The sequence below is a fragment of the Streptococcus suis genome, assembly GCA_002831545.1.
In the GTDB taxonomy this organism is placed as follows: Bacteria; Bacillota; Bacilli; order Lactobacillales; family Streptococcaceae; genus Streptococcus; species Streptococcus suis_P.
Genome location: CP025095.1, coordinates 1685348 through 1707197, shown reverse-complemented (window position 1 = coordinate 1707197; position 21850 = coordinate 1685348). Strand labels below are relative to the sequence as shown.

Here is a 21850-nt window from a genome sequence, read left to right as displayed (position 1 = left end):
ATGACAGAAATGCTTAAAGGAATCGCAGCATCAGATGGTGTTGCTGTTGCTAAGGCATATCTACTCGTTCAGCCAGATTTGTCCTTCGAAACTGTTACAGTTGAAGATACAAATGCAGAAGAAGCTCGTTTGGATGCAGCTCTTGCAGCATCTCAAAACGAGCTTTCTCTTATTCGTGAGAACGCAGTAGCTAGCCTAGGTGAAGAGGCCGCAGCCGTATTTGATGCACACTTGATGGTTCTTGCTGACCCAGAAATGATTGGTCAGATTAAGGAAACTATTCGTGCTAAGAAAACAAACGCTGAGACTGGTTTGAAAGAAGTAACGGATATGTTCATCGCTATCTTTGAAGGTATGGAAGATAACCCATACATGCAAGAGCGTGCAGCAGATATCCGCGACGTTGCAAAACGTGTCCTTGCTCACTTGCTTGGCGTTCGTTTGCCAAACCCTGCGACAATTGATGAAGAGTCAATCGTTATCGCACACGACTTGACACCTTCAGATACAGCACAATTGAACAAACAGTTTGTAAAAGCCTTTGTAACCAACATTGGTGGTCGTACAAGCCACTCAGCTATCATGGCTCGTACACTTGAGATTGCAGCTGTTTTGGGTACAAATAACATCACTGAAATCGTTAAAGATGGCGATGTCCTCGCTGTTAACGGTATCACAGGTGAAGTTGTTATCAACCCATCTGAAGAAGTGATTGCAGAATTTAAGGTAGCTGGTGAAGCCTACGCTAAACAAAAAGCTGAATGGGCTCTTTTGAAAGATGCTCAAACAGTAACAGCTGATGGTAAACACTTTGAATTGGCAGCTAACATCGGTACACCAAAAGACGTTGAAGGTGTAAATGATAACGGTGCTGAGGCAGTTGGTCTTTACCGTACAGAGTTCTTGTACATGGACTCACAAGACTTCCCAACAGAAGATGAACAATACGAAGCTTACAAGGCTGTTCTTGAAGGTATGAATGGCAAGCCAGTTGTGGTTCGTACAATGGATATCGGTGGTGATAAGGAGCTTCCTTATTTCGATCTTCCACACGAAATGAACCCATTCCTTGGATTCCGTGCCCTTCGTATCTCTATCTCTGAGACTGGTAACCAAATGTTCCGTACTCAGTTGCGTGCCCTTCTTCGCTCATCAGTACATGGTAAACTTCGTATCATGTTCCCAATGGTTGCCTTGTTGACAGAATTCCGTGCAGCAAAAGCAATCCTTGAAGAAGAAAAGGCCAACTTGTTGGCAGAAGGTGTAGCAGTTGCGGATGATATCCAAGTGGGTATCATGATTGAAATCCCTGCAGCAGCAATGCTTGCAGACCAATTTGCCAAAGAAGTTGACTTCTTCTCAATCGGTACAAACGACCTTATCCAGTACACAATGGCTGCAGACCGTATGAATGAACAAGTTTCATACCTCTACCAACCATATAACCCATCAATCCTTCGCTTGATCAACAATGTTATCAAGGCTGCACACGCAGAAGGTAAATGGGCTGGTATGTGTGGTGAGATGGCTGGTGATCAACAAGCTGTTCCACTTCTTGTAGGTATGGGCTTGGATGAGTTCTCTATGAGTGCAACATCTGTACTTCGTACACGTAGCCTTATGAAGAAACTTGATACAGCTAAGATGGAAGAATATGCTCACCGTGCCTTGATAGAATGTGCAACGGCAGAAGAAGTTCTTGAACTTCAAAAAGAGTATGTTGATTTCGATTAATAAGAAATTTAAAGTTTGGAGTAGATAAACTACTTCAAACTTTTTTGTATGCTCCAGCATTGAGTACTATATATTTTTTGAGATATTCGGCTTAAAATACTTTGAAGATTGAAATTAATTTGAAAGAAAATTTGAAATTTTCAAAAAATTATTGCGAAACCAGGTTCAATATGTTACAATAATCACATTATACTCAAAGGAGGAAAAAATGAAGGCGTATAATAATTATATTAACGGTTCTTGGGTTGGATCAGAAAAATCAATCGCGATTCACTCACCGATTAATCAAGAAAAACTAGGTACAGTACCTGCTATGTCAAAAGAAGAAGTTGATCAGGCGATGGATGCTGCTAGAAAGGCATTACCTGCTTGGCGTGCCTTGTCAGCATTTGAACGTGCTCAATATTTGCACAAAGCTGCCAATATTTTGGAAGAACGTAAAGATGCAATCGGTGAAATTTTAGCTAAAGAAGTTTCGAAAGGGATCAAGGCTTCCATCGGAGAAGTGGATCGTTCTGCCCACCTCATTCGTTTTGCTGCTGAAGAAGGCTTGCGTGTTTATGGTTCATCATTAGAGGGTGGAACCTACGAGCCAACTGCTAAGTCAAAGGTTTCTTTGGTTCGTCGTGAACCGGTAGGTATCGTATTGGCAATTGCACCGTACAACTACCCTGTAAACTTGTCTGCTTCGAAGATTGCTCCGGCTCTAATCGGAGGAAACGTGGTTATGTTTAAACCACCAACACAGGGTTCTATTTCTGGTCTATTGTTGGCAGAAGCTTTCGCAGATGCAGGAATCCCAGCGGGTGTCTTCAATACAATTACAGGTCGTGGTTCAGAAATTGGAGACTACATCATCGAACACCCAGAAGTTAACTTCATTAACTTTACAGGTTCAACACCAATTGGACAAAAAGTTGGTAAATTGGCAGGTATTCGTCCAATCATGCTTGAATTGGGTGGTAAGGATGCAGCAGTTGTTATGGAAGATGCGGATTTGGACCACACTGCAAAAGAAATTGTAAGTGGTGCCTACAGCTATTCAGGTCAACGTTGTACTGCTATTAAGCGTGTTCTTGTTATGGATTCTGTAGCTGATGAATTGGCTGCGAAGTTGAAAGCAGAAGTTGAGAAATTGACTGTCGGTGATCCATTTGAGAACAAGGACATTACGCCAGTTATTGACGAACAATCAGCAGAATTTATTGAAGGTCTGGTTAGAGATGCTCAGGCTAAAGGTGCAACGGAATTGACACCATACAAACGTGAGAAAAACTTGATTTGGCCAACCCTTCTTGACCATGTTACACCAGATATGGAAATTGCTTGGGAAGAACCATTTGGACCAGTTCTTCCAATTATTCGTATTTCATCATTGGATGAAATGTTGGAATTGTGTAACCAGTCTGAGTATGGTCTTCAATCTTCTATCTTTACAAGCAACTATCCATTTGCTTTTGATTTTGCTTCTAAATTAGAAGTTGGTACGGTTCATATCAATGCCAAGACCCAACGTGGTCCAGATAACTTCCCGTTCTTGGGTGTCAAGGGTTCGGGAGCAGGTGTACAAGGTATCCGTTACAGTATCGAAGCGATGACGAAAGTGAAGTCAGTGGTATTTGACGTTCAATAAAATAATAAGGGAGTGGGACAAAAATCGGTAACCCGCAGGGTTCGATGAGTCGTTAGCCACCCCCGCACAGTTGAGTAGGGCTGTAAAGAGGCTGGGCAGAAAGTCCAGCCTCGCTTCTCAGAGTTCGTGTCAACATCTCAGCGCAGTGGTTGATTGGCAGATTTGTTCGTGTTTCACACTCCAAATCTGACCTATACGACTGATGCGAACAGAGTTCGCTTCATCTCCAACCTCAAACTGTCTCCCAGACAGTTTGAGCTGTGTGGGGGTGGGAGTGAAACAGTCTGGGGATAGACTGTTTCAGCTCAACAACTTAAAACGAAAAATTGTTGACGAACTCTTTTTAAACTGGTCGAGTTCTTTCCCACTCCCTAATTAGAGCCCACTCAACCACTGCGTCAAGTTTAACTATTGAAAAAAACTAAGGAGGCCAGGACTTTTGTCCCAGCCTCTTTTACTTACGTACTGGCAATCATTCATTCACGAAAAAAGTTCTAACCTCAAAATGAGATTAGAACAGGATTTGGTTATTTAGCTTGATAAAACTTATTGTGTTGGTAGATAGGGTCAAAGGTAAGATTGATGCCTAGTTTACGAAGGACGCTCTTGTCTTCATCAGAAAGGATAACAGTCGAGTGTGCTTCGCTACCATTTAATTTGCCCAATTCTTTCATTGCTTGTGTAGCGACAGGGCTATCCTGTGCAGTGATGGCAAGGGCGTTAAGAATCTCACTTGCATCAAGTCGTGTATTGGTCTTATCCAGATAATCTGCCTTCAATTCTTGAATTGGACGGATGTAGTTTGGTTCGATGAGAAGTGTTTCATCATCGATGTTAGCAATTTGCTTGATGGCATTGAGAAGGACAGTTGCAGTTGGCTTGAGGAGGTCGGATGTCTTACCTGTTACAATCTCTCCAGTTGGCAACTGAATAGCAAGGGCAGGGCTAGTTGTCAGCTCCGCTTTTTCGCGCGCAGCGATAACAACCTTACGATCTGCTGGTGTCACACCGACTTCATTCATGAGGAGTTCAATCTTTTTAACTGCTTGCTCACCAACCCGCTCTGCTTTGAAATCAACCAAGGTCTGGTAGTAGCGGCGGATAATTTCTTGCTTGGAAGCCTCAATAGCAGCTTCTTCATCAACGATGGAATAGCCCACCATGTTAACGCCCATGTCTGTCGGTGAGGCGTATGGTGATTTGTTCAAAATACGTTCAAAGGTACGGTTGAGGACAGGGAAGACCTCGATGTCACGGTTGTAGTTGACCGCTGTTTTGCCGTAAGTTTGCAGGTGGAAGGGGTCGATCATGTTGAGGTCGTCCAGGTCAGCAGTCGCTGCTTCATAGGCCAAGTTAACGGGATGGTGGAGTGGTAAGTTCCACACTGGGAAGGTTTCAAACTTGGCATAGCCTGATGTTACGCCATGCAATTGGTCGTGGTAAAGTTGGGAGATACAAGTCGCCAATTTACCTGAACCAGGTCCAGGTGCGGTGACAACGACGAGGTTGCGACTAGTTTCAATGTAGTCATTTTTGCCCATACCTTCTGGTGAAATGATGTGGTCGATATCAGAAGGATAGCCCTTGATTGGGTAGTGGAGATAGGATTTGATACCATGTTTTTCCAACTGCTTGCGGAAGGTGTCTGCAGCTGGTTGGTTGCGGTATTGGGTAATGACGACAGAACCAACGTAAATATCAATATCATTAAATGTATCAATCAAGCGGAAGACTTCTTGGTCGTAAGAAATACCTAGGTCGCCGCGTGCCTTAGAATGCTCGATATTGCTGGCATTGATGGCGATGACGATTTCTACTTGGTCTTTTAACTCTTGGAGGAGTTTGATTTTATTATCTGGTTCATAGCCAGGTAAAACACGGGCTGCGTGGAAATCTTCCAACATTTTTCCACCAAATTCCATATAGAGCTTGCCTTCAAACTGAGCAATACGCTCTAAAATATGGTCACGTTGCAAATTCAAATATTTAGTTGAATCAAATGCGATTTTCTTCATCAAATATGTCCTCCAAATGTGTATTAATCTCAGGGAAAACAAAAAATAGCTCCCTAAAACTAGGGAGCCTTTTCTCCGACCTCTCAAAAGAGGTGCCCGAACAATACTATAACAAACTGTGCTAATCTTGTCAAGAAAAAGTCAGATAGAACAAAAATTAAACAATTGCTTAAAAAATATTTAATTTTTATAAAATTAAATATTGACTTTATTGAAATAAAGTGTAAAATAAGATTAAACAAATATTTAATTTTATTAAAAGGAGTTTCTTATGAAAAAACTAGTCAACAATAAATTGTTCCTGTCCAGCTTTGTAGCGGACTTGATTTCTAACTTTGGCGATACGCTTTACTATCTAGCACTGATGAACTATGTCTTGCTACTTCCAGATACCAAATTTGCTCTGGCCATGATTACCGCTTCTGAAACCTTGCCGATTTTGGCAGGCCTCTTCATAGGAATCTGGGCGGACAAGACTAAAAATAAACTGGATACCATTCTAGCTACCCTTGTGATCCGTGTTGGTTTGTATGCCCTTGTTGGTTTCTTGATGGGATTTACCCCAGCCCTGTGGGTTGTGGCAGTGGTCTGCGTCATCAACTTCCTGTCTGACCTTGCTGGTCAATACGAAAACGGTCTCTATATGCCAGTCAGCTTGCGGGTTGTGGCTGCTGAAGACCGTGAAACAGCTATGGCTTTTAAAATGACTGTTAAAAATCTCTTGCAAATTGCCTTCCAAGCCAGTGGTGCCATCCTGATCGGATTTATGTCCTATCAAAACCTAGCCTTCTTCAACGCTGGGACCTTCTTGGTCAGTCTTGCGATTATGGCAGGTTTGCGTCCAGCTTTTGCCAAGTTGTTGAAAGAGAGTCCTATCCAAGAAGTTGAACAAACCGAAACAGAAGCAGGACTTATCAAGGGAATTGGTCAGAGTATCAAAGATTCCTACCAAGCTGTGCAGAATATTCCAGTTCTCAAAGCGTCAATTATTACCATTGCAAGCTTGAATGCGATTTTTACTGCCCTCTCACCATTAGCAATTCTTAATATGAAGGACTTTTCAGACTTTGTGATTGTCAATGCGGGGACAACGGTGGCTCTGATTTCCATTCTCTTCTCAGTTGGTAGTATCTTGGGGTCAAGTATCGGTATGGCTCTTTTCAAAAATGTTAGCTTGGTCAACCTCCTCAAGTTCTCTACTCTTATGCCTGTTTTACTTTTCTCAGGTTTCTTTCTTCACAACATCTATGTAGTATTGGCAGTGATCTTCGTAACGGCAGTGACACTGGGAATTTTCAATCCAAAAATGAGTGCTCTGGTTATGAATGAATTGCCGGAGGATAAATTGGCAACTGTCGGTGGTGGGATTGATTCTTTCTGCCAGATTGGTATGGTAGCTGGTCAAGCCTTGGTTGCTCTTATGGTGACGGTGCTTTCTGCGACAAGTATTTCTCTCATCTTCCTCTTGCTTTCTGTGGGACTAGTAAGCTATACTATTCTTGTGGGGCGTAGGCCTAAAAATGAAGTAGTTGTTAAAGCTTAGAAAGTATACGTATGAAATTAGATTACCGAGATTATAGAAGCGAGATTGTTGAAAAGTTCTTTATTCCCTTGATTGTCAAGGAGCGTGAGGAGCCGTTTGAGGCGGATTTTTCACAAAAAGAAAAAGACATTCTCAAAGATGCCTTGGACATTCGAGATGAAATAGAGGAAAAACTGGCGGATTATCGTCAGGAGGTTAATGAGGTCTTTGTCTGGGGACATATCTTTACAATCCTGCACACCTTGTATTTCTACCTCTTGGATCAAGGACAGGATCCTAAGACAGTCAAGGAAGCTTGTCAATTGATTTTAAAGCTGTCTCAAGAAGAAGTAGAAGATGCCATGCGAACCATGTTGGCGTCTGAAAATGACGGACATCGTGAGAAGACCCTTAGCCTCATGGAACTCTTGGAAAAAACGGATAAAAAGCCGGCAGATAAGTGGTACTGGTCACTGGCTATTCGCAATCCTTTGGAAACAGTTCAGCGGTCTGTCCATCTCTTGGATAAGCTGCTCCCAATCTATCAGCCCTATTTTGAGCTGGCAAGGGCGGAGCGTGAAAAATTTGCTCATGAATTTGACATTGAAAAACTCTATCAAGAGTCCAAGCGGTTGTCCATGACTAGCTTGGATGCTTTGAGTGTTGAAAATGCTCAATTCTTCGTTCTCAGTCCGTGGAATTATTGGTTTGCTTATTATGGCAATGAACAATTTGACTATATGAAAGTCGCTCTTTTAGCTTCCTGTCGAATTGATCAGATTATGCTGTCAAATGACGAGCTGGATCTGGATGATTTGACAACGGCTCTTAAAGTCATCAGCGACAGCACGCGCTATCAGGTCTTGGTGGAGCTGACCAAGCCTCATGCCAAGAGCAAGGACATTGCAGAACGCCTGGCTATTACAGGGGCGGCAGTGTCTTTCCACACCCAGAAACTGATTAACGGCGACCTGCTTCTCTTTAATGCTAAAGACAAGAATGTCAAATACAGTGTCAATCGTGACCTGCTCCTACAGGTGATTGATAAGTTGAAAGAGGATTTTGATTTGTAAAAAAGCCTTGTAAGTTAAGTCTTACAAGGTTCTTTTGTGCTTATATTCTTCGAAAATCAAAATCAGACGTTGTTGACTTGATTTGATGAGTGAAAAGGTCCAGTGGATCTTTTCAGCCTGTTCCCTTGAAATATAATAAGGAACAGTGTTCTATCCGCATCTTACGGTCACGAACCAAGTTCGTCTAATTTCCGACCTCCAACAGTCTATTCCCAGACTGTTGGAGCTAGTCTGTTTTTGATTTTCTTTGAGTATTAATGATTAACCAGCTGAGCAGTTGGCAAGTGATGATGGTGATAAGGAAGACTAACCAACCTTGCTGTATTTTGGTCAGGGAACTAGTTTCTAGGAAGAAAAAGCTGATTTCGACTGGGATAACATGGATAAAATAATAATAGCTGGCGTATTCTTTTAGAAATTGGAATTTTTTCTGGCGGAAGAGGTCTGTGGTTAGGGTCCAGGCGACTAGATAGGCTGTGAATGGAATCAGGCTAAATAGAAAGTTCTTGTCGTAGCCCTGATTGAGATAGATGATAGTGGCTTCAAAGGCTAAAAGGGCTGTGCAGACAAGTAGTTTGTTTTTTTGTCGGTATTGGAAAATGGGGTGATTGAGTTTGTCGGCTAGATAAAAGCCTGTCAGGACAAAAATCGGTGCGTAGAAGAGGCCGTTGCGGCTGGTGAAAAAGAAGGTTTTGTAGCTGTCAAATGCGGTCAGTAAAGCCGATTCTGCCAGGTAGGAGGAGTAGGTTTCGACTGAGCCTAGGAGATAGAGAAGGCAGGCTAGACAAGCTGTGATGCGCCAGCCCCATTTCTCCAAGGAAAAATGGACGAGGACAAGTCCTAGCAAGAAGGCGGGCATGTACCAGAGTTGGTAGCTGGTGCCGGTGTAGGTCAGGCCGACTAGGAGTGCGAGGGGATAGTAGGGGAGGGGGATTTCTTGGAGTGTTAGGTAGAAGAGGTAGAAGGGCAGGTAGAGGGCGGACCAGGTCAAGTATTGTTTGCTGTAGCGGATGAGGTATAGTTTGGAGAGGCTGGGGTAGTTGCGTCTGAGGAAGAAGCTGGCTGTGACCATGAAGTAGGGAACGACCATGCGGCTAAAGATTGATTTTTGGATGAAGTGGAGCTGGTCTGCTTCAAATAACCTGCGGCAATGGAGGGCGATAACGAGAATGGCTCCGATGAACTGGATGAGGGAGAGTAGTGATGTATTGAGTGGTTTTGTCTTATTTTGCATGCTAACGTTTTTCTTTTTTTCTTCTATTTTATCGAAATCTGATGAATATGTAAATGTTTGCAAAAAGATGTGGAGAGGTGCCGGCTGAAACTTAGTTGACAAGAGAAGTCCAGTGGAAAATATGGTATAATGTTAGGACGGAGTAAATGTAAACCATCTATTTCGTTTAAGTTAGAAAGGAGCATATAGATGAAAGATTTACATGCAAAATTATTGGCTGATTTTGGGATTGATTTTTCGGATTTGAATTTATTAGAAACGGCTTTTACCCATACTTCTTATGCCAATGAGCATCGCCTTCTAAAAATTTCACATAATGAGCGCTTGGAATTTTTAGGAGACGCTGTTCTCCAGTTGATGATTTCCAAATATCTCTATCAAAAATATCCTGATAGCCCCGAAGGTGAGATGTCCAAGTTGCGTTCGACCTTTGTACGTGAGGAGTCATTGGCTGGTTTTTCACGTGCTTGTGGTTTTGATCGGTTTCTTCGTCTTGGTAAGGGGGAAGAGAAGTCTGGAGGGCGAAATCGCGATACTATTTTAGGAGATGCTTTCGAGGCGTTCTTAGGAGCTCTGCTATTGGACAAGGGGGAAAAGACCGTGGAGGAATTTATCCATAAGGTCATGATTCCTCGTTTAGAAAAAGGGAATTTTGAGCGCGTGACCGACTATAAGACTGCTTTGCAGGAAATTTTGCAGGTCAATGGTGAGATTGCTATTTCGTATCAAGTAATAGCGGAGTCTGGACCTGCCCATGATAAGACCTTTGAAGTGGAGGTATCTGCTGATCAGCGTGTGATTGGTCGTGGTCGTGGTCGCTCTAAGAAATTAGCTGAACAAGCCGCCGCCAAAAATGCTGTGGAGGCTAGAGGATAGGTATGTATCTAAAATCAATTGAAATGCAGGGCTTTAAGTCCTTTGCGGATAAGACTAAGGTAGTCTTTGATCGTGGAGTGACTGCTGTTGTAGGGCCGAATGGTTCTGGCAAGTCCAATATTACAGAAAGTCTACGTTGGGCCTTGGGAGAGTCGTCTGCTAAAAGCCTACGTGGAGGCAAGATGCCAGACGTCATCTTTTCGGGAACAGAAAGCCGCAAGGCTCTTAACTACGCCTCGGTTGTCGTGACCTTGGATAATAGCACAGGTTTTATCGCCAATAAACAGAAAGAAATCAAGGTAGAACGCCACATTTATCGATCTGGTGATAGTGAGTACTTGATTGATGGGCAAAAGGTTCGTCTACGGGATATTCATGATCTTTTCATGGATACGGGCTTGGGACGTGATTCTTTCTCTATCATTTCACAAGGGCGGGTTGAAGCAATTTTCAATTCCAAGCCTGAGGAACGCCGTGCTATTTTTGAAGAGGCTGCAGGGGTCTTAAAATACAAGACGCGTAAAAAAGAAACAGAAAGTAAGTTGGCACAGGCCCAGGGCAACTTGGACCGCTTGGATGATATTATCTATGAACTGGATAATCAGGTCAAACCATTGGAGAAACAGGCACAAACTGCTAAGAAATTTCTAGAATTAGATGGTCAACGTAAGGAATTATACTTAGATGTTTTGGTGGCTCAGTTGTCGCTTGGTAAGGAAAAGTTATCGAAAAAAGAAGCCGAACTAGAGTCTGTCAAAACGGAATTGACTAGCTACTACAAACAGCGTTCTGAGCTGGAGCAAGAAAATCAGAACTTGAAAGAGAAGCGCCACCGCCTTTCAGAACAATTGGAGCGTGAACAGGCAGTTCTGTTGGATTTGACCAAGTTAATCAGTGATTTGGAGCGAAAAATTGAGGTCCATAAACTGGAATCTAGTCAAAACGAATCAAGTCGTCAAGAAGCGCAGGCGCGTTTGGAAAACTTGTTGACTAGACGAGAGCAGTTGGCAGAACAGATTGAGCAAAAGCAAGAAACGCTTGCGCAATTAGATAGTTCCTTGTCTAGCTTGAAAGACGATATTGCTGCGGTAGACAAAGAAATTTCCTACTTTTCAGAAGATCCTGATCAGGTTTTAGATCATCTGCGTGAACAGTATGTTGCTCTGATGCAGGAAGAGGCAGAAGCTTCAAACCGTCTGACCAAGATTCAGCAGGATATTGCCAATCAAATCAGTCTTTCTGAGAGTAAATCTGAAGACTTGGCACGCTTGCAGACGGAAAAACAAACAGCTCAAGAAGTACTTGATAAGAGTCGGAAAAGTTTAGAAGAAGCTGATCACGTGTTACGCCAGTTGCTTGAGAGCTATCAGACCAAAAAAACAGAATTGGATCAAGTCCAGACTGCTTATCAGGCTGAGCAAGGTCGCTTGTTTGATTTGCTGGATCAGTTGAAAGGCAAGCAGGCTCGCCAGTCTAGTTTAGAAGCTATTTTAAAAAATCATTCCAATTTCTACGCAGGGGTTAAGGCTGTCTTACAGGCGGCACCAATCTTAGGAGGAATTATTGGAGCAGTCAGTGAACAATTGACCTTTGATACTCGTTACCAAACGGCTTTGGAAATTGCTCTTGGCGGTGCTAGTCAAAACGTCATCGTTGAAGATGAAGCGACTGCTAAACGAGCTATCGCATTTTTGAAAGAAAAACGGCAAGGACGGGCAACCTTCTTACCTCTAACAACTATCAAGCCACGTCAGCTTTCTGGACAGCAAGTCTCTTTACTAGAATCTTCAGAAGGATTCTTGGGGCTTGCAAGTGATTTGGTGACTTATCAGCCAAATTTAGATGCGATTTTCCAAAATTTGCTAGGCACTATCGCGATTTTTGATACCATTGACCATGCCAATCAGGCGGCGCGGGCAACCAAGTTTCAAGTGCGTATGGTGACCATGGATGGAGCGGAAATCCGTCCTGGTGGAGCCTTTGCTGGTGGTAGCAATCGAAATAACAGCACGACCTTTATCAAACCAGAACTGGATGCTCTTTTAGGAGAAATAGCAGAGCTGTCCAGCCAGTTGCAGGAGCAAGAAAGCTTGGTTGCAGCTAAGAAAACTAGCTTGGACCAGACCAGAGAAGCCTTGGAAACGATTAAGGCGGAGGGGGAAGAAGCTAGATTGAACCAGCAGAGCGCAAGGATTCATCAGGAACAGGCAGAAAATAGACTGACTCAGCTATCAGCCCAGTATGACCTGCAAATGAGTCAGGTTAGTCCGACCATTTTGACTGAGCTAGAAGAGGCTGCTGCTAAGGAAGAAGTAAATGTCCAAGCCTTGAATGAGAAAAAACTAGCCTTGGATCAACAAATCAATCAAGTTCGTGATAATCGCGACAGTATTCAAGAAAGCTTGCAGAAACTACAGACTCAGAAGGGTCAACTAACTTTGGAACAGGCTGAACTCACTAGCCAACTTCGTTTTGAACAGACAGATCTGAGACGTTTGCAAGAAGAAAAAGTGGTTGCAGATAAGGAAATTTCTCTTTTAGAGGATATGATTGACCAGAAGCTAGAAGCTCTTGAAGATACTAGTATTGAGATTCTTGAAGAACAATTGCAGGCCGCATCTGATAAGCAAAACCAGACCAATCAGATTCTAATTCGCTTAAAGTTTGAGTTGGAAGATATTGATGGGCAGTTTGAAGACTTGGAAGAAAGATTGCAACAAGCTCGGACTAAGAATGATGATTTGATTCGTAAGCAGGCTAAGTTAGAGGCGGATTGTGAGCAAGCGGGCGATAAATTACGGACTTTACTTGGTAATTTGACCGAGCATTTCAAATTGAGTTTTGAAGCTGCTCAGTCTCAGGCCAAGGAAGTTGGGAATCTTGCAGTTGCTGAACAAAGCCTCAAAGACCTAGAAAGAGCTATTCGTGCTTTGGGTCCAGTCAATTTGGATGCTATTGAGCAGTATGATGAGGTCAATAATCGCCTCACCTTTCTCAATGAGCAACGGACAGATATTTTGTCGGCGCGTGATTTACTACTAGATACTATCCACGAGATGGATGATGAAGTCAAAGAGCGTTTCAAGGTTACTTTTGAAGCTATTCGTGAAAGCTTTAAGCAGACATTCAAACAAATGTTTGGCGGTGGTTCAGCGGATTTGATTTTGACAGAAGGTGACCTATTGACTGCGGGTGTGGAGATTTCAGTTCAACCTCCGGGTAAGAAAATTCAATCTCTCAACTTGATGTCTGGTGGCGAAAAAGCCCTTTCGGCTCTCGCTCTGCTATTTTCCATTATCCGTGTTAAGACCATTCCTTTTGTAATTCTCGATGAGGTGGAGGCAGCCTTGGATGAGGCCAATGTCAAACGTTTTGGTGACTATCTCAACCGTTTTGATAAGGAGAGTCAGTTTATCGTCGTGACCCACCGTAAAGGGACCATGGCGGCAGCGGATGCCATGTATGGGGTGACCATGCAGGAATCTGGTGTGTCCAAGATTGTTTCCGTTAAGCTGAAAGATGTGGAGAAATTATGATTAACAAAATTTACGCCAGTGATATGGATGGTACCTTTTTACGAGAAGACCATAGTTTTGATAAGGAACGGTTTCGTCGTATACTGAATCAGTTTAAGGAAAAAGGTTATTTATTTGTGGCAGCAAGTGGGAGATCTATGCAAAGCCTGAAACTTGTTTTTGAAGATTTTGTAGATGAAATCGGTTTTGTGGCAGAAAATGGTTCAATCGTTGAATATCAGGGGCAGACTATCTTTATGGATGATCCAATTAGTCCTGAAATCTATCTGCCGATTATCGCGGGTATTGATGCAGGTCCCTTTGGTAGCAGTCAGTCCATGGTGCTGTCTGGACTCGAAAACTTTTATTTATTAAAAAATGCTGAGCCTCAGTTTTTAGAAGCGATGACGAATTATTACGCACATTTTCGATTGGTAGACACATTTGAAGAAGTTCGAGAAGAGATTATAAAAATCAATGCCAAATTTTCTCCTGAGGAAATGGACGATGCCAGACGATGGTTAAATGATACATTTGAAAGTGTAACGGCCATGACAACTGGTTTTGACAATATTGATATAATTCCAAATGGTTCAAATAAATCAGTTGGATTGAGCCATCTCTGTGCTCATTTTGAAATTGCCCGTCAGGATGTAGTGGCATTTGGTGATAATCAAAATGATTTAGATATGTTTGGCTTTGCAGGTCTGGCTCTTGCGACAGAAAATGCAAGAGAGGACGTGAAGGCCAAGGCAGATTCTATTATTGGTCATTGCAATGATGGAGCAGTATTAGCCTATTTAGAGGAGGAAGTAAATGGCAATTAAGTTGATTGCATTGGATTTGGATGGAACACTTCTGACATCGGACAAACGGATTTCAGAAGCTAATAAAAAGGCCTTGCAGGCAGCGCGTGAGCGTGGAGTTTATGTAGTTCTGACAACAGGGCGTCCTTTACAAGCTATCGGTACTTTTCTAGAAGAACTAGATCTGCTAGGGGAGAATCAATATTCGATTACATTTAACGGTGGTCTAGTCCAGGAAAATACAGGTCGGGTTTTGGATAAGGTTGGCTTCACCATTGAAGATGTGCGCACCATCCGTCGTGTGACAAATGATTTAGACCTGCCTCTGGATGTTCTCTATGGTGGTGATGTCTATTCTCTACCATCAGCCCATGAATCACTTTATCTAACTTGTAATCCATTGCTTAATAAAATTGTGGCAAGCGATGAGGAAATGCCAGAAGATTTTGTCTACAATAAGGCAGTTTCAGCTGTGGCAGCAGACTTTTTGGATGGACAAATTCCAAAAATTCCTGCGGAACTTCACGAGCGCTTCGAGATTTTCAAATCGCGTGATATTCTGCTCGAGTGGAGTCCAAAAGGTGTTCATAAGGCAAATGGTTTGGCTAAGTTGATTGGACATCTGGGGATTGATCAGTCAGAAGTCATGGCCTGTGGTGATGAAGGAAATGACTTGTCTATGATTGAATGGGCTGGTTTAGGAGTTGCCATGGCAAACGCAACTGAAGAAATCAAATCAGCAGCAAATGTCGTTTTACCAAAAACCAATGATGAAGATGGCATTGCTTGGGCCATCAAGCACTATGTATTGAATGAGGACTAGTATGGGATTATTTGATCGATTATTTGGACAAGAAAAACAAGAGGAGCAAGTCGCTCTTGTTGAAGAAGTGGAAAGGGAGCAGTCGGCTTTTAGCGAAGATACAGTAACTACTGAGGTTGAGTCAGCTACTCAAGAAATGGAAGAGTTCCAGTCTGAAGTAGCAGATCCTGAATTGACAGCCGAACAAGAAGCTCAGAAACAACGGACCTTAGACATGATGGCTCAATATTATGCAGCCAAAGAAGCCGCTGCGGCTCGAGTGAAGGAAGCGCAGGAACAAGGCTTTGACCCAGCTATTCAAACCAAGGCCAAAGAAGAGCCTGTTCAGGAAGTGGCTCCAGTAGAGCAAGAAAGTGAGCAGGATAAGTACCAGCGTACCTTGAAAAAGACACGTACAGGCTTTGGGGCAAGGCTCAATGAATTCTTTGCCAATTTCCGTTCGGTTGATGAAGAATTTTTCGAAGAGTTGGAAGAAATGCTGATTTTGTCAGACGTAGGTGTGCAAGTTGCTTCTACGCTGACAGAGGAGCTCCGCTATGAAGCCAAGTTGCAAAATGCCAAGAAGACAGATGAACTCCGTCGGGTTATCATCGAAAAATTGGTGGATATTTACGAAAAAGACGGTCAATTCAGCGAGCATATCAATTTCCAAGATGATTTGACAGTCATGCTCTTTGTCGGTGTCAACGGTGTTGGGAAGACGACGTCTATCGGTAAGTTAGCCTACAAGTACAAGCAAGCTGGCAAGAAGGTCATGTTGGTCGCAGCGGACACCTTCCGTGCGGGTGCGGTAGCCCAGCTGGTCGAGTGGGGTCGCCGTGTCGATGTGCCAGTGGTCACAGGACCTGAAAAGTCAGACCCAGCTAGTGTGGTTTTTGATGGGGTAAAACGTGCCGTGGCAGAAGGCGTGGATATTCTCATGATTGACACAGCAGGTCGTTTGCAAAATAAAGAAAACCTTATGGCAGAGCTGGAAAAAATCGGTCGTATCATTAAACGAACACTTCCTGATGCACCGCATGAAACCCTCTTAGCACTAGATGCCTCGACAGGACAAAACGCCCTTAGTCAAGCCAAAGAATTTGCAAAAATTACTCCATTGACAGGTCTTGTTTTGACCAAGCTAGACGGTACTGCAAAAGGTGGCGTCGTTCTTGCTATTCGTCAGGAACTAGATATTCCAGTGAAATTGATTGGTTTCGGTGAGAAAATCGATGACATCGGAGAATTCAAGTCTGAAGAGTTCATGCGTGGGCTTTTGGAAGGATTGGTGTAGAAAAAAGTCGTTAGTTCAACAAGAACTAGCGACTTTTTCTATCTGTATGCAACAGTGAGTAAAGGGTAACCGCCCAATAACAAGGTATATTGAAAAGGTTCCAAAGTCCTGTCGACTCTGGAACCTTTTTCTATTTGCACTTTTCTTGAATATTTTCAGCCCATGGTAAATAAGCCTCCAGAACTTCTTTTTTTGCGAGCGTCTCTTCGTTAGGTAAGTGTTCTAGAAGATAGGTCATATATTTCTCTGCATCAAGACCGTGTCGTTTAGCAGTTTCTAAAAGACTCAAAATGATAGCTGTCGACTTGGCCCCCTCAAAGCTTTGAGAGAACAGCCAATTTTTACGTCCCATCACCAAGGTCTTCATAGCCCTCTCAGCCATATTGTTGGACAGGACTAAATCGCCATCCGAGAGAACGGTTCGGAAGGTGGTTTCGTATTTGAGGCTATACTCTATTGCAGTGCCCAATTTGGAACCTGGCAAGACAGCCTGATTGCGACACCAATCAAAGAACTCGTCCATCAAGGGAGCCAACTCTGTCTGCCGTTTATGCAGCCGCTCCTCAGTAGACAAGTCAGTCCAGTCATTCTCCAAGGCAAACAGGCGGTCGCAATAGGCTAAGCCCTTGGCTCCTAAAGAAGTCTTGTCTGTCTTCTTAGGAGTCGCCTCAAAGAATTTTCTTCTGACATGAGCCCAACAGCCAACCAGCTGAGCCTTGTCTAACTGCCGATAGGCTGACCACATGTCACAATGTACATAGCCCGCATAGTCCCCAAGAACTTCCTCCACAACCAAGCCACTCCGTCGTTTGTCATGATGATAGAGGGTGATGCCCTTTTTCTCATGCTTCCCAGACAAGAAAGTCCAGTAGAAGGTCAACTGGCTATCATTTTCTAAGACCTTGTAGGAGGTTTCATCCGCATGGAGAATAGGCTGCTCCAACAATTTCTCGTGCAACAGGTTATAAATCGGTTCGAAATAATACTGACTAGACTTGATGTGCCAATTGGCTATTTCCTTGCGACTGATGGGCAGACCGAGCTTGTTCCAATCCTCTTCCTGACGGTAATTGGGCACCTTCAGATTGAACTTCTGGTGAATGGTGTGGGCAATGATAGAGGCTGAACCCAAGCTGTGTGCCAAAGGTGCCTTAGGAATGGGAGCCTTGATAATCTTATCGCTCAGATTCTTCTGACTACATGCCTGACACTTGTATGCGTGTTGAACATGGTCAATCCGCTTTAATTGTGCAGGAATGAAGACCAACTCTTGTCGTTGAACAGTTGAACCAATCTCCTTTAATTGACCATGACAGTCTGGACAGGTACAATCTTCGCCTTGCAATTCGTGATGCACTATCTCTGGAGTGAATTGGCTGAAAATAGCCTGACGAACTCCCTTAGCTTTCTTGCGTTTATAGGTAATCGTTTCTGTTTCAACTGGGTAAGTCAGCTTCTTCTTCAGGGAGAATTTCCTCCCCAAACAAGCTCAGCTGACCGGGTTGATACACAACCTTCTCTGATGATTTTCCGTAGAGTTTCTGTCTCAGATACTCAATCTGTTCACGAAGGAGGCTCAACTCGTTGGTCATGATTTCAATGGTTTTTGTTAGACTTTCAATCACTTTATCTTGTGACTCCATGGACTTACCTCCTTCTTTTTATCTCATTATACACAAAGAAAAGCCATGATTTCAATAGAAATCACGACTTTTTGAAAGATTTATTTTTGGATTGATAGAAAATCCTTTCATGAGCCAGTCCACCTGCTCGGAAGTTAGAGCCTTGACCTCTTCTTCATTGTTTGGCCAGGTCAATTTTCCATTCTCAAAACGTTTATACAATAACCAAAATCCTTGTCCGTCCCAGTAAAGAGCTTTGAATCGGTCTTTTCGACCTCCGCAGAAGAGATAGACCTGACCTGAAAAGGGATCCAGATTGAATTGACTTTTGACAAGGTAGGCGAGAGAATCAATCCCTTGACGCATGTCCGTTTTACCGCAAACCAAGTAGACTTGACCTAAATCACTGAGTCGGATGGTCATAGTGCAGTACCTTATCCAAGATTGTTTCTAATATTTTTTGGTTGATAGAGTGAAAGAATGTGACTTCCACTTTTCCGAGACGAATTTTCATCAGAATATCATTTCTGCCTTTCTTCTCAAAGCGGCGAGATAGGGGAATAGTCAATGGGACGATGGGGTGTGACATAATAAATCCTCCAGTTTTGTTTTTTATAACAGTATACAGGAGGAGGGAGTGATTAGATAGATACCTTGTTATTGGGCGGTTACAGTAAAGGGCAATATCCACAATACCACAATTGTTTCGAGCGGCTTGGCGGAGAGTTCCTTCATAGGTCATACCGACTTTTTCCATGACGCGACCAGACGGACGGTTCTTACTACCGTGAACAGCTGTAATCAGTAAACAGCCGCCCTCTTCTAGTAGAAAGCGAGTGACTTCGGGCAGTATAGTCTTTTAGTTTACTTTTAGTACTAGGCAACGAGCTGCAGACAGTACTAGAGTACGGCAAAGCGAGTTAACGAAGTAATAAAAGAAAAACTAAATGACTAGATAGCCTTGGCCCCACCATTGTCTGCTAAACACCCAACCTAATTCGGCAGCTTGAACTCTTTCATCAAGGCTGACAACGGAAATATCTCCAATGGGTTGCTGATTTTCTTTGAGCTCAATTACCCACCTGTATGTTTTTTCCTGTGAATAGGATTGAAGACAGAACTGGACATAGTCTTCAGTATCTTGGAGTGTCTGATGAGTTGGCCAGGTCAGATAGGTGGTAACCTTTTCATCTGAAGTTCAGTTTTGGAAAACGGGCTCAACATCGCTTGCTTGAAAAGGGCGTAAAATCAGTCGTTCTGTTTCTAAAATCTGAGTTCCTTTATGTTGCATCTCATTTCCTCCTCAATAATGCCTCAATCCAGTCGGGTGCATAGGCAGAAGTACAGCCTTTTGGTACTTTCATGTCCGCATAGACAGCTAACTCTTGACCGATTGCAATGCCTTGTTCCAGATAGTTGGGATAGGCAACCGCAATCTCCACCAAGCATTGGTTCATGGTCCATTGGATAGGCGGGGCTGCGGTTTGCAAATGCTGGCGAATATGGTCTAGAGTTTCTTCGATTTCTTGATTTGAGGCAGTTCTTCCAGCAAAATATTTGGCACGGAGGAACCAGCCAATGCGTTGAAAAATGGCTGAATTTTTGTCCAGCAAGTAGGTTTCCCAATCCTTACTGTCTTTTCGTTTGCTGAGAATGATAGAAGCTAGTTTGTCTAAGACATTGACAGAAAATTCTTCCTTGAGGCAGTTTTCTAAATCCTCTAGGGTCAGTTGGTCGGGCTTATTTTTGGCAATTTGAATGGCTAAATATTGTGCCTCTAGGACACCTGTTTGCCAGAGTGGAGCAAACAAGTCCAGTCGATTTTTATAAGTCTTAGCGATACCAGAAATAGCTCCCATTGGAACGCCGTAGTAGGGCTTGGTTTCACCAATTTTTTCATAACGCTTGAGGGTGCCAGCATGGCTGGCTGCTTGGAGTTGTGTGAGAATGGTGTTTAATTCAGTCATAAATATCTCCCAAAAAAACTGGATTGCTCCAGTTTTTATATGTAGTCGTTTAGTTTGCTTTTAGTACAAGGCAACGAGGTGCAGGTTGCTAGAACAGCCTAGAGGCTGTTCTAGGTTGGAAATAAGACATGCGAAGCAAGTCACTTTCGTGGAGTACGGCAAAGCGAGTTAACGAAGTAATCAAAGATAAACTAAATGACTATTTCAATAAGCCACGCTCACGGTACCACACATCTGGCGTCCATACCCACTTGCAGCCGTAGCTTTCTAGCAAATCAAAGGCTGCCTCAGGTCCCATAGTTCCAGCTGGGTAGGTGTGGAGAGGAACTTGGTTGCTTGCCCACAAATCAACAATGCGGTCAATCAAGCTCCAGCTTGCTTTCACTTCTTCCCAATGGCTAAAGTTAGTAGAATCACCATTTAGGACATCGAAAAATAGTTTTTCGTAGGCTTCAGGTGAATTTCCAAGAGCCGTTGCATTGTGGCGGAAGTTGAGTTTGGCAGGAGTTAGAGCAAAGTGGGAACCAACTTCCTTACCGTTGATAGAGAGCATGAAGCCTTCTGTTGGTTGGATAAATATGGTCAATACATTGGCTTCAGAAGGCTGACCAAAAATATCTTCCGCATGCTTGAAGGTGATGGTTACGCGCGTGCCCTTTTCTGTCAGACGTTTACCTGTACGGAAGAAGAAAGGTACATCACGGAATCGGTCAGTATCAACGAAGAAGACACCTCCTGCAAAGGTTTCTGTCTGAGAAGCTTCGGCAATATTTGGTTCATCCAAGTAGCTAACGTAGTCTTTTCCATCGATAGAACCTGCAGCATACTGTCCGCGAATGAAGTTGCGCTTGAGGTCTTCGTCAGAAGGCTGACGCAAGTGTTGGAAGACCTTGATTTTCTCAGCGCGGACATCTTCCTCCTTGAAGCTGGCTGGCTTATCCATTGCTAGAAGGGAAAGGACTTGAAGGGCATGGTTTTGCACCATGTCCTTCAAGGCGCCAGAATGATCGTAGTAGCTCCCACGATCCTCAACACCAATCGCTTCAGCAAATGTAATTTGGACGTTATCGATGTAATCGCGGTTCCAAATATGCTCAAAAATGATATTGGCAAAGCGAACCGCAAAGATATTTTGTACCATTTCCTTGCCTAGGTAATGGTCGATACGGTAGATTTGGTCTTCATTGAAGGCTGCTGCCAATTCATCATTGAGTTTGGTAGCTGTAGCAAGGCTAGTTCCGAAAGGTTTTTCGATAATCAAACGCTCAAAACCTTGTCCGTCAACGATCTTCTCAGACTTGAGGTGTTTGGCAATGGTTCCGAAAAATTCTGGCGCCATGGATAAGAAGAAGACCTTGTTGTGCTGGGTATCGTATTTTTCACACAAGTCATCCTGCAATTTACGAAGAGCTACATAATGTTCCGTGTCATTGACATCATGGCTTTGGTAGTAGAAATGACTAGCAAATTCATGAGCTTGACGTGGTGTGTCAGGCAGATCACCCAGTGATTCAATGACGGTTTGCTCAAAAAATTCCTTGGTCCAGGGTCTGCGAGCTGTACCAATTACTGCAAAGTTTTCCTTGATGTGTCCAGCCTTATAGAGGCGAAATAAAGATGGGTAAAGTTTGCGTTTGGCAAGGTCGCCACTAGCACCAAAAATTGTAAACAATACATGTGATGACATAATTTCATTCCTATCTGTTGAATATCATTAATAGTATACCACAAATTGTCAGAAAATTCACTTTTTG

Annotated in this window: 17 protein-coding genes and 2 pseudogenes; 9 read left to right on the top strand and 10 right to left on the bottom strand. The window is 43.2% G+C overall.

Going from position 1 to position 21850, the window contains the following annotated elements:
- Entirely contained in the window at positions 1–1734 is a 1734-nt protein-coding gene (gene ptsP / locus CWM22_08300; protein ID AUC91893.1) for a phosphoenolpyruvate--protein phosphotransferase, read from the top strand.
- A gap of 208 nt (positions 1735–1942) precedes the next feature.
- Positions 1943–3367, top strand: a complete 1425-nt coding sequence (locus CWM22_08295) for an NADP-dependent glyceraldehyde-3-phosphate dehydrogenase (GenBank protein AUC91892.1) — start codon at positions 1943–1945, stop codon at positions 3365–3367.
- A gap of 527 nt (positions 3368–3894) precedes the next feature.
- Here the strand turns inward: CWM22_08295 and CWM22_08290 are convergent.
- Positions 3895–5382: a hypothetical protein gene (locus CWM22_08290; protein ID AUC91891.1), complete on the bottom strand. Its 1488-nt coding sequence runs from the start codon at positions 5380–5382 to the stop codon at positions 3895–3897.
- Positions 5383–5653: 271 nt separating this feature from the next.
- Between CWM22_08290 and CWM22_08285 the strand changes: the two genes are divergently transcribed.
- On the top strand, positions 5654–6925 hold the full coding sequence (locus CWM22_08285; protein ID AUC91890.1) for an MFS transporter: 1272 nt from the start codon (positions 5654–5656) through the stop codon (positions 6923–6925).
- Between the two features lie 11 nt (positions 6926–6936).
- Positions 6937–7977, top strand: coding sequence for a transcriptional regulator (locus tag CWM22_08280; GenBank protein AUC91889.1), 1041 nt, complete (start codon positions 6937–6939; stop codon positions 7975–7977).
- A gap of 226 nt (positions 7978–8203) precedes the next feature.
- Here the strand turns inward: CWM22_08280 and CWM22_08275 are convergent, their stop codons facing one another.
- On the bottom strand, positions 8204–9211 hold the full coding sequence (locus tag CWM22_08275) for a hypothetical protein (protein AUC91888.1): 1008 nt from the start codon (positions 9209–9211) through the stop codon (positions 8204–8206).
- A gap of 189 nt (positions 9212–9400) precedes the next feature.
- On the opposite strand from CWM22_08275, the gene CWM22_08270 reads away from it, so the two are divergent.
- Genes CWM22_08270 through CWM22_08250 form a run of 5 tightly spaced genes read left to right on the top strand, consistent with a single transcriptional unit; the run spans position 9401 to position 16507 of the window.
- Complete coding sequence (locus tag CWM22_08270) at positions 9401–10087, top strand: ribonuclease III (GenBank protein ID AUC91887.1); 687 nt, start codon at positions 9401–9403, stop codon at positions 10085–10087.
- Positions 10088–10089: 2 nt separating this feature from the next.
- A complete protein-coding gene (smc, locus tag CWM22_08265) occupies positions 10090–13623 on the top strand; it encodes a chromosome segregation protein SMC (GenBank protein ID AUC91886.1) in 3534 nt (1177 codons plus the stop codon).
- Positions 13620–14429, top strand: a complete 810-nt coding sequence (locus CWM22_08260; protein ID AUC91885.1) for an HAD family hydrolase — start codon at positions 13620–13622, stop codon at positions 14427–14429. Before smc ends, CWM22_08260 begins: the two co-directional genes overlap by 4 nt.
- Positions 14419–15231, top strand: a complete 813-nt coding sequence (locus CWM22_08255; protein AUC91884.1) for a Cof-type HAD-IIB family hydrolase — start codon at positions 14419–14421, stop codon at positions 15229–15231. Before CWM22_08260 ends, CWM22_08255 begins: the two co-directional genes overlap by 11 nt.
- Position 15232: 1 nt before the next feature.
- A complete protein-coding gene (locus CWM22_08250; protein AUC91883.1) occupies positions 15233–16507 on the top strand; it encodes a signal recognition particle-docking protein FtsY in 1275 nt (424 codons plus the stop codon).
- 130 nt (positions 16508–16637) lie between these two features.
- On the opposite strand, the gene CWM22_08245 is transcribed toward CWM22_08250, so the two are convergent.
- The 8 genes and pseudogenes from CWM22_08245 to CWM22_08210 form a co-directional block, all read right to left on the bottom strand.
- Positions 16638–17990, bottom strand: coding sequence for a transposase (locus CWM22_08245; GenBank protein ID AUC91882.1), 1353 nt, complete (start codon positions 17988–17990; stop codon positions 16638–16640).
- The gene (locus CWM22_08240; GenBank protein AUC91881.1) at positions 17944–18150 is read right to left on the bottom strand and encodes a transposase; all 207 of its coding nucleotides are present in this window, start codon (positions 18148–18150) and stop codon (positions 17944–17946) included. Before CWM22_08240 ends, CWM22_08245 begins: the two co-directional genes overlap by 47 nt.
- A 51-nt stretch (positions 18151–18201) precedes the next feature.
- Positions 18202–18552 (bottom strand): IS66 family insertion sequence hypothetical protein, encoded by a 351-nt coding sequence (locus tag CWM22_08235; GenBank protein AUC91880.1) that lies wholly within the window; start codon positions 18550–18552, stop codon positions 18202–18204.
- Positions 18533–18718, bottom strand: a complete 186-nt coding sequence (locus tag CWM22_08230) for a hypothetical protein (GenBank protein AUC92869.1) — start codon at positions 18716–18718, stop codon at positions 18533–18535. The genes CWM22_08235 and CWM22_08230 overlap by 20 nt, the downstream gene beginning before the upstream one ends.
- Before the next feature lie 84 nt (positions 18719–18802).
- Positions 18803–18961: pseudogene (locus CWM22_08225) on the bottom strand (N-acetyltransferase).
- A gap of 120 nt (positions 18962–19081) precedes the next feature.
- A pseudogene (locus tag CWM22_08220) lies at positions 19082–19420 on the bottom strand (N-acetyltransferase).
- A 1-nt stretch (position 19421) separates the two neighbouring features.
- Positions 19422–20096, bottom strand: a complete 675-nt coding sequence (locus CWM22_08215; protein ID AUC91879.1) for a hypothetical protein — start codon at positions 20094–20096, stop codon at positions 19422–19424.
- 199 nt (positions 20097–20295) lie between these two features.
- A complete protein-coding gene (locus CWM22_08210) occupies positions 20296–21783 on the bottom strand; it encodes a glucose-6-phosphate dehydrogenase (protein ID AUC91878.1) in 1488 nt (495 codons plus the stop codon).
- Positions 21784–21850: the final 67 nt, after the last annotated feature.

What these genes read in the sequence shown, in the direction of transcription:
- CWM22_08250 (AUC91883.1), top strand. Translation starts at nt 15,233, where the DNA reads ATGGGATTATTTGATCGATTATTTGGACAAGAAAAACAAGAGGAGCAA.
- CWM22_08280 (AUC91889.1), top strand. Translation starts at nt 6,937, where the DNA reads ATGAAATTAGATTACCGAGATTATAGAAGCGAGATTGTTGAAAAGTTC.
- CWM22_08255 (AUC91884.1), top strand. Translation starts at nt 14,419, where the DNA reads ATGGCAATTAAGTTGATTGCATTGGATTTGGATGGAACACTTCTGACA.
- CWM22_08290 (AUC91891.1), bottom strand. Translation starts at nt 5,382, where the DNA reads ATGAAGAAAATCGCATTTGATTCAACTAAATATTTGAATTTGCAACGT.
- CWM22_08260 (AUC91885.1), top strand. Translation starts at nt 13,620, where the DNA reads ATGATTAACAAAATTTACGCCAGTGATATGGATGGTACCTTTTTACGA.
- CWM22_08275 (AUC91888.1), bottom strand. Translation starts at nt 9,211, where the DNA reads ATGCAAAATAAGACAAAACCACTCAATACATCACTACTCTCCCTCATC.
- CWM22_08285 (AUC91890.1), top strand. Translation starts at nt 5,654, where the DNA reads ATGAAAAAACTAGTCAACAATAAATTGTTCCTGTCCAGCTTTGTAGCG.
- ptsP (AUC91893.1), top strand. Translation starts at nt 1, where the DNA reads ATGACAGAAATGCTTAAAGGAATCGCAGCATCAGATGGTGTTGCTGTT.
- CWM22_08210 (AUC91878.1), bottom strand. Translation starts at nt 21,783, where the DNA reads ATGTCATCACATGTATTGTTTACAATTTTTGGTGCTAGTGGCGACCTT.
- CWM22_08215 (AUC91879.1), bottom strand. Translation starts at nt 20,096, where the DNA reads ATGACTGAATTAAACACCATTCTCACACAACTCCAAGCAGCCAGCCAT.
- CWM22_08235 (AUC91880.1), bottom strand. Translation starts at nt 18,552, where the DNA reads ATGACCATCCGACTCAGTGATTTAGGTCAAGTCTACTTGGTTTGCGGT.
- CWM22_08240 (AUC91881.1), bottom strand. Translation starts at nt 18,150, where the DNA reads ATGGAGTCACAAGATAAAGTGATTGAAAGTCTAACAAAAACCATTGAA.
- CWM22_08230 (AUC92869.1), bottom strand. Translation starts at nt 18,718, where the DNA reads ATGTCACACCCCATCGTCCCATTGACTATTCCCCTATCTCGCCGCTTT.
- CWM22_08295 (AUC91892.1), top strand. Translation starts at nt 1,943, where the DNA reads ATGAAGGCGTATAATAATTATATTAACGGTTCTTGGGTTGGATCAGAA.
- smc (AUC91886.1), top strand. Translation starts at nt 10,090, where the DNA reads ATGTATCTAAAATCAATTGAAATGCAGGGCTTTAAGTCCTTTGCGGAT.
- CWM22_08270 (AUC91887.1), top strand. Translation starts at nt 9,401, where the DNA reads ATGAAAGATTTACATGCAAAATTATTGGCTGATTTTGGGATTGATTTT.